8 protein-coding genes are annotated in these 6316 nt (G+C 57.7%); 3 read left to right on the top strand and 5 right to left on the bottom strand.

What is annotated here, in order from left to right; all coding sequences use genetic code 11:
• Positions 1-140: 140 nt before the first annotated feature.
• The 3 genes from ACOYIE_RS08375 to ACOYIE_RS08365 all read left to right on the top strand — a co-directional run bounded on the left by ACOYIE_RS08375 (position 141) and on the right by ACOYIE_RS08365 (position 2539).
• A complete protein-coding gene (locus ACOYIE_RS08375; RefSeq protein WP_433412262.1) occupies positions 141-674 on the top strand; it encodes an RNA polymerase sigma factor in 534 nt (177 codons plus the stop codon).
• Positions 655-2034 (top strand): hypothetical protein, encoded by a 1380-nt coding sequence (locus ACOYIE_RS08370; RefSeq protein WP_433412260.1) that lies wholly within the window; start codon positions 655-657, stop codon positions 2032-2034. The genes ACOYIE_RS08375 and ACOYIE_RS08370 overlap by 20 nt, the downstream gene beginning before the upstream one ends.
• Positions 2035-2299: 265 nt before the next feature.
• The gene (locus tag ACOYIE_RS08365) at positions 2300-2539 is read left to right on the top strand and encodes an HPr family phosphocarrier protein (protein ID WP_433412258.1); all 240 of its coding nucleotides are present in this window, start codon (positions 2300-2302) and stop codon (positions 2537-2539) included.
• Between the two features lie 43 nt (positions 2540-2582).
• Here the strand turns inward: ACOYIE_RS08365 and ACOYIE_RS08360 are convergent, their stop codons facing one another.
• The 5 genes from ACOYIE_RS08360 to ACOYIE_RS08340 are packed head-to-tail and all read right to left on the bottom strand — an operon-like array spanning position 2583 to position 6189.
• Positions 2583-3338: a GNAT family N-acetyltransferase gene (locus ACOYIE_RS08360; protein ID WP_433412256.1), complete on the bottom strand. Its 756-nt coding sequence runs from the start codon at positions 3336-3338 to the stop codon at positions 2583-2585.
• Positions 3335-4396: an aminopeptidase P family protein gene (locus ACOYIE_RS08355; protein WP_433412254.1), complete on the bottom strand. Its 1062-nt coding sequence runs from the start codon at positions 4394-4396 to the stop codon at positions 3335-3337. Before ACOYIE_RS08355 ends, ACOYIE_RS08360 begins: the two co-directional genes overlap by 4 nt.
• Positions 4393-4827 (bottom strand): type II 3-dehydroquinate dehydratase, encoded by a 435-nt coding sequence (gene aroQ, locus ACOYIE_RS08350; protein ID WP_433412252.1) that lies wholly within the window; start codon positions 4825-4827, stop codon positions 4393-4395. The genes ACOYIE_RS08355 and aroQ overlap by 4 nt, the downstream gene beginning before the upstream one ends.
• The gene (locus tag ACOYIE_RS08345) at positions 4824-5684 is read right to left on the bottom strand and encodes a TIM barrel protein (RefSeq protein WP_433412250.1); all 861 of its coding nucleotides are present in this window, start codon (positions 5682-5684) and stop codon (positions 4824-4826) included. Before ACOYIE_RS08345 ends, aroQ begins: the two co-directional genes overlap by 4 nt.
• Positions 5677-6189, bottom strand: a complete 513-nt coding sequence (locus ACOYIE_RS08340; protein WP_433412248.1) for a YqeG family HAD IIIA-type phosphatase — start codon at positions 6187-6189, stop codon at positions 5677-5679. The genes ACOYIE_RS08345 and ACOYIE_RS08340 overlap by 8 nt, the downstream gene beginning before the upstream one ends.
• Positions 6190-6316: the final 127 nt, after the last annotated feature.

Below are 6316 nucleotides of genomic sequence, written 5' to 3'. Positions count from 1 at the left end.
AAGCGCTAAAAGCAATTTGGATTTTTTTTCGCTTCTCCTCAGAAGGGTAACAAAATGGAAACATATTTTGAAAATGTGTCACAAAATGAAGCGCTTGTACGTTATTAAAAGTGAACATGTTCTTTAAGGGAGGCGGCAGAATGGACGCACATAAGCTCGATGAACTGTTTTGCAGCGGCAGCGAGCAGGCGCTGGCCGATGTGATTGCCCTGTATGGCCAGCCGCTTCTGCGGTATTGCCACCACATCCTGTGTGACTACCATGACGCGCAGGACGCAGTGCAGACCACCTTCATCAAGGCCTATGATAACCGCAGCCGCTTTCAGGCGGGCAGCAATCTGGGCGCATGGTTGTATCGCCTGGCTTACCATACCTGCGTTGACTTGCTGCGGCAGCGCAAACTCCATATGATTCCGCCGCCGGCCGAAGGGACCGAGACTGATTATATTGGGGAAGAGCTGCGGCAGGCGCTGGAGCAGCTTGCGCCTGAGCAGCGGGCGCTGGTATATGGCCGCGTGATTGAAGAACGCAGCTTTGACGCGCTTGCCGTGATTTATGGCAAGCCGGCCGCGACCCTGCGCAAACGGTATGAGCGCGCCCGCAAAAAGCTGGCGCTGCTTTTGCAGGATACTTCGGAGGGAAGGAGGAGAAGTTATGAATCTAACGCCAGATGAAAGACGGATTCGGCAGGCGTTGGATCAGATTGAAACGCCGATGTACGATATTGGTGCGGCAGTGAACGAACAGCGCGCCCGCAGAGGAAGGAAGATGCCGCTGCGCAGTCCGCATCGGGTTGCGGTGATTGCCGTGGCTGCGGCCGTCCTGTTTACCGTAACGGCTGCCGCCGTGTTTCATCTTTCGGATGCATGGACAGCCCTGTTTGGGCAGAATGTCATTGTGCCGGAAGATTTGACGACGCCGCTGCAGGCGGGCCAGACGGTGGACGGCTATACCATGACGCTGCATGATGCAATTGTCACGGAAAACGGCGTGGCCGTTATCTGCTCCACCCAGCGTGAAGACGGCAAGCCGCTGGACGGCATGCTGGACTATAATGATATTGAGCTGGTGCGCGATGGAAAGCGGAGCGTAGACAGTGCCTCGTGGCAAAGCGGAATGGAAGAAAACGGCACGGTGCAGTATTCCTATGGAGAGTTTGATATGATCAAAGACCCGGGGGACTGTGAACTGATGCTGACCGTCGGGCCGGCTGTTTTTCACAGCGCCAGCGAAACGCTGACCGCCGATATTGACCTGGAGAAAATGTATCGTGAGCATTCGGTTGCCAACCCGGAGGAACAGGAGGATTCGCTGCGGGAAGATGCATATCTGCCCGTTACGGACGCTTCGGCCGCACTGCCGCGGGCAAAAGAATTTCCAGAGATTTCTTTTGCGGGCCTGCACCTGGAAGAGAACATGCTGACACTTTTGCTCCGCACGCCCGCTTACAACCCGACGGAGGGCGTTTACGGGGATATTGTGTCGCTGCTGGATACGCGCACCGGTGAAACGCTTTTGCCGGAGTATGGCAAGGAGTATTGGCTGCATGGCAGCAGCGATATACTCAATGGAGCGGTGTTTTCCGGTCTGTGCGAAGCGGATTTGCCATATTTGCGCATGCAGATAGTATATGCACAGACGCTGCCGGCAACCGGAGGGAAGTGGACGTTCACGTTCAGCGCCAAGAGCGCAAAGGGGTATGAAAGCGATTTGGCATTGGAAGTGGAAGACGGCGTGTCCGTCAGCCACATCACGGTGTCTCCGCTTGGCGTGGTGCTGGAGGGTGCCCGTCCGGTTGAGGAGGAGGACTCGTTTTTCCGTCCGCGGCCGAAGGTCTCCATTCTGCTGAAGGATGGCGGGATGCTTGCGACGGCTTCGGAAGGCTCCAGCAGCACCCGAACGGTCGGGTCGGAGACGGAGCGGTTTGAGGCGCATTATGCCTATCAGGCAGCGGGATACAGCCGGCGTTTCCTGCGTACAGAGGAAATTGCCGCGGTGTATATAGACGGAAACCGCATTGGGATAGAGCAGTAGAAAGCCCCGTGGGGGCAGATGCATGGCGGGTGTGGGGCCGGCTGTGCGGATAAAAAAGCAGCCTGTGATACAGGCTGCTTTTTGTGTATTCGCAAATGGCAGGTAGAAGTTGTGCAGAGTGACCAGAATATGCTGACTGGATCTGCATAGAAAGACAAAAAACGCTGAAAATGCAAAGAACGCTAAAAAAAGCGTTTCTTTTCGTTGTTTTATGCTATAATGATAGCGAAAATAAGTGGTGTATTTATAAAAGGAGGTATTTGATATGACAAGAGGCATTCGCGTAAAGAATACGGAGGACATCCAGAAGATTAACAGCATTGTGTGCCAGTATGGATTTGACATTTGGATTCACGGCAAGAGCGGCATGGTAGACGCCAAGAGTCTGCTCGGCATGTTCCTGCTCTCGCTCAACGAGCCGCTTCAGATTGTACTGGAGGACGATGTTGACCCGACCGCCCTGTTTAAGGATTTGGCCGATTACCTGGAAATTGACGACGAGTAAACTGCATAGATAAACTGAGCCGCAGGCAAAGCCTGCGGCTGTTTTATTGTTTCATTTCATAGGCCGTATAGGGGCCTGCGGGCACAAATCCCAGCGTTTGGGCAAGGTGGGCGGAAACGGGATTGGCCGCGTCCCAGCAGGGCAGCAGGCCGCGGGATAAACAGTCCAGAATCAGCGCGGCCGCGCAGGCGCGCGCCAGTCCCTTGCGGCGATGCGCAGGGTGGCAGTCAATTTCTATCTCTATACCGCCCGGCCAGTCGGCATAGCTGGAGGCGCCGCATACCAGCTCTGCGCCATATAGCGCCGCAAAACCAGCTCCATGCATGCGATAATCGGAAAAGCTCGGATACTGCGAGACCAGATCGCGGCTCCAGTCCCGGCTGGCGGCAGCCTGGTGCAGCGGCTGGTCCATCCGCCGCAGCGTATATCCGGCGGGCAGCGCGGAGACGAAGCGGCGCAGCCGGTCCGGCTCGAAAGCGCGGCGCTTTTCAAACGCATAGCGGGTGACAGGCTGGGCCTGCGGACAGCGGCTGGCGATAAGAACGGACCAGCCCGGGGCGCAGGGCACGGCAATGGAAAATGCTGCCTGCTCTGCGGCAAGAAAATCAACCAATGCCGCGCTGGGCGCGCCGGCAAGAAAACGGAAATCGCCCACGCGGACCAGCACGGCCTGCGGCTGCACCGCGTCATCTGCAAACGCCTCTCCCATGCGGCCAGCCAGATAGGACCACAGCATGGGCTGCTCTAAACCGGCCAGCAGCGCGGCCGCACAGGCCGGTTGGGTCAGACGCGCAATCACAGAACGATAAGCGCTTTGGGCGCTTCCGTCAGGTTGATGCAGCCGTCCTCGATGACATACAGCATATCCTCGATGCGCACGCCGAATTTTCCGGGCAGATAAATGCCGGGCTCTGCGGTGACGACCGAACCCGCAGGCAGCGGTGCCTCGCCGCGCGGAGAAGCTACGGGCGCTTCGTGGATTTCTAGACCGACGCCGTGTCCGAATCCATGGCCGAAAGCGTCTCCGTAACCGGCCTGCTCGATGACGCGGCGGGCGGCGCCGTCCACATCGCTGCCCAAAACGCCGGCCTTGCAGCGGGCGATGCCGGCAAGCTGGGCGTTCAGCACGGTGTCATACACCTGCTGCATCTCATCAGTCGCATGGCCCACGGCGACTGTGCGCGTCATATCCGAGCAATAGCCTTCAACGATGCAGCCGAAATCCATGGTGACAAAGTCTCCGGATGCGATGGCCTTATCGCCGGGTACGCCGTGCGGCTTAGAGCTGTTTGTACCCGATACCACAATCGGGTCGAACGACATGTTTTCCGCCCCGTAATGCAGCATCAGGTAGGTCAGCCGCGCGGCAATCTCTTTTTCCGTCACACCTGCGCGGATATCGTTCAGTACTTCGTCAAACGCCTGTTCGGCAATGCGCTGCGCAGCCACAATGCGGCCGATTTCTTCGTCTTCCTTGCAGACACGCAGGCGCTCCAGCCCATCTTCCAGCCGCGCCGCAGCCGCGTGCAGGGCGGATGCCCAGGACATATATTCCGCATGCGTCAGCGTTTTGTCCTCCAGCGCGATTTTGCGGACGCCGTCCTGTGCGATCAGCTCATTGATGGCGGCAGAATAGCTTTGCATGCCGATTTCACGCACTTCAAAATCCGAAATTGCGGCGCGCGCAGCTTCAATATAGCGGAAATCGGTGAAAAATACGGCCTGTTTGGCGGACAGATAAACGGCGCCCGCGGTGGAATGAAAACCGGTTGCATACCGGCGGCTGATTTCGTGGGTCAGCACCAGCGCGTCATAGGGCGCTTCGGCCAGCATAGCCGATAGTTCGTGCTTTCTCATCCGATGACCGCCTTTACCGCGTCCACTGCCAGCAGATAGCTGTGTTTGCCGAAACCGGCAATTACGCCGGCGCACACGGGAGAGATAACCGAATGATGCCGGAATTCTTCGCGCTTATAGACATTGGACATGTGAACCTCCACAGTGGGCAGGCACACGGCCGAGATCGCGTCACGCAGCGCGTAGCTGTAGTGCGTGTATGCGCCCGCGTTGATGATGATGGCGGCGCAGTCCTCGCGCGCAGCGTGGATTCGGTCGATGAGCGCGCCTTCCGAATTGGACTGGAAGACATCGCACTCCATGCCGAGACGGACGCATTTGGAAACAACTTCCGCATTGATGGAGGCGAGCGTTTCCGTGCCGTAAACGCCCGGCTCGCGCAGGCCGGTCAGGTTGAGGTTGGGGCCGTGAACAAGCAGAATTTTTTTCATTTTTCTATCTCCTTGCTGAATAAATTCTTCATAACCACTGCGTCTTCGGCCTGCGTACCGGCCGATTCGCAGATGAATACCGGCGTATAGCCGCGCGCGGCGCTCTCCTGCGCGACGGGCAGAAAGTCCGGACCGTAAACGGTATCCGCAAAAGTCAGATGCCGGACTTCGCCCTTGGCATTATATTCAATGTGCGAAAAATGCGCGTGCAGCATGCGTGTGCGGGCAACGCCAATCGTATTTTCCATCCAATCGAACAGTCGGGCAACATCTTCCCGCGTGGACATGCCGCCGTTCGTGCGGCAGTTCAGGTGGCCAAAATCAATGCAGGGCAGCAGACGGTCGTCCGCCGCCACCAGCTCGCAGACCTCTTCGGCAGAGCCGAGCACGCTTTTTTTGCCCATGGTTTCCAGGCAGACGGTGCAGCCGGTCAGGTGCGCCTGATCGAGTGCGCGCAGAATATTGCGGACATTTTCATGCGTATTGCGCATGGCGCGCTCACGCGTCAGCTTGCCCTGTCCGCCGCAATGGACAACCATGCGGACGGCGCCCAGATGCGCGGCTGCCTGCGCGGTATCCAGCACATAGCCGATATTTTTTTTCATGCGCTCGTGTTCCTCTGAGGAGAGATTGATAAAATACGGCGCGTGAACGCTCATCTGCACATCGTGTGCGGCTGCGGCCGCGCCGATTTTGCGGGCCGTTTCCGCGCCGACGTGTACGCCGCGCCCGCATTGATATTCATAGGCGTTCAGCCCCTGCGCGGCCAGCCAGGCAGGCGCGTCCTCGCTCTTTTTATAGCCCGCTGCGGCAAAGGATTCCGCGTTGCCGGCAGGGCCGAATCGTGCTTTACTCATGCTGTGTGCCGTCCTCCATTTTTTTTCGTCCGCGCGCAATAAACCGCCGCTCAAATTGATAGCGGAGGTTGACCCAGAAAAAACGCCGGTCAAGCGTTTCCACATAACAGGTCAATGCGCCGGCAAGATTGCCGCCCAAAACGTCCGTAAAAATCTGATCGCCGATAACGGCCAGCGCATCGGCTTGCAGGCCGAGCTGCGCTGCGGCCTGCCGGAATCCGCGCGGAAAGGGTTTGCCGGCGCGGCAGATAAAATCCACGCCAAGCGCGGCGCAGAAGCGGGAGACGCGCGTGCGGCGGTTGTTGGAAAAAATCAGCACCCGCAGGCCCGCGTTTTGCAGACTGCGGATAAACGGCGTAAGCGGTTCGGGCGGCAGCGGGTCGCAGTGCGAAGCCATCGTGCCGTCCAGGTCAATGAGCGCGCCGCGTACACCGCGCGCCAGCAGCTGCTGCGGGGTAATATCGTAAATCGACTGGAAAACCAGATCGGGGATTAATTTGCTCATTCGGTTGCTCCTGTGTTCTTAGGATTGCGGTGACAACATATAGTGTAATGGAATTTGTATGAAAAGTCCAGCACAAGGGGGCCGTTATAATGATATATACGAAAAACCTGATTCTGGTATGCGCGGG

It is taken from the genome of Agathobaculum sp. (genome assembly GCF_050946325.1).
Taxonomy (GTDB): Bacteria; Bacillota; Clostridia; order Oscillospirales; family Butyricicoccaceae; genus Agathobaculum.
The sequence above is the reverse complement of the archived record's forward strand: the minus strand, read 5'-3'. Positions and strand labels throughout refer to the sequence as shown.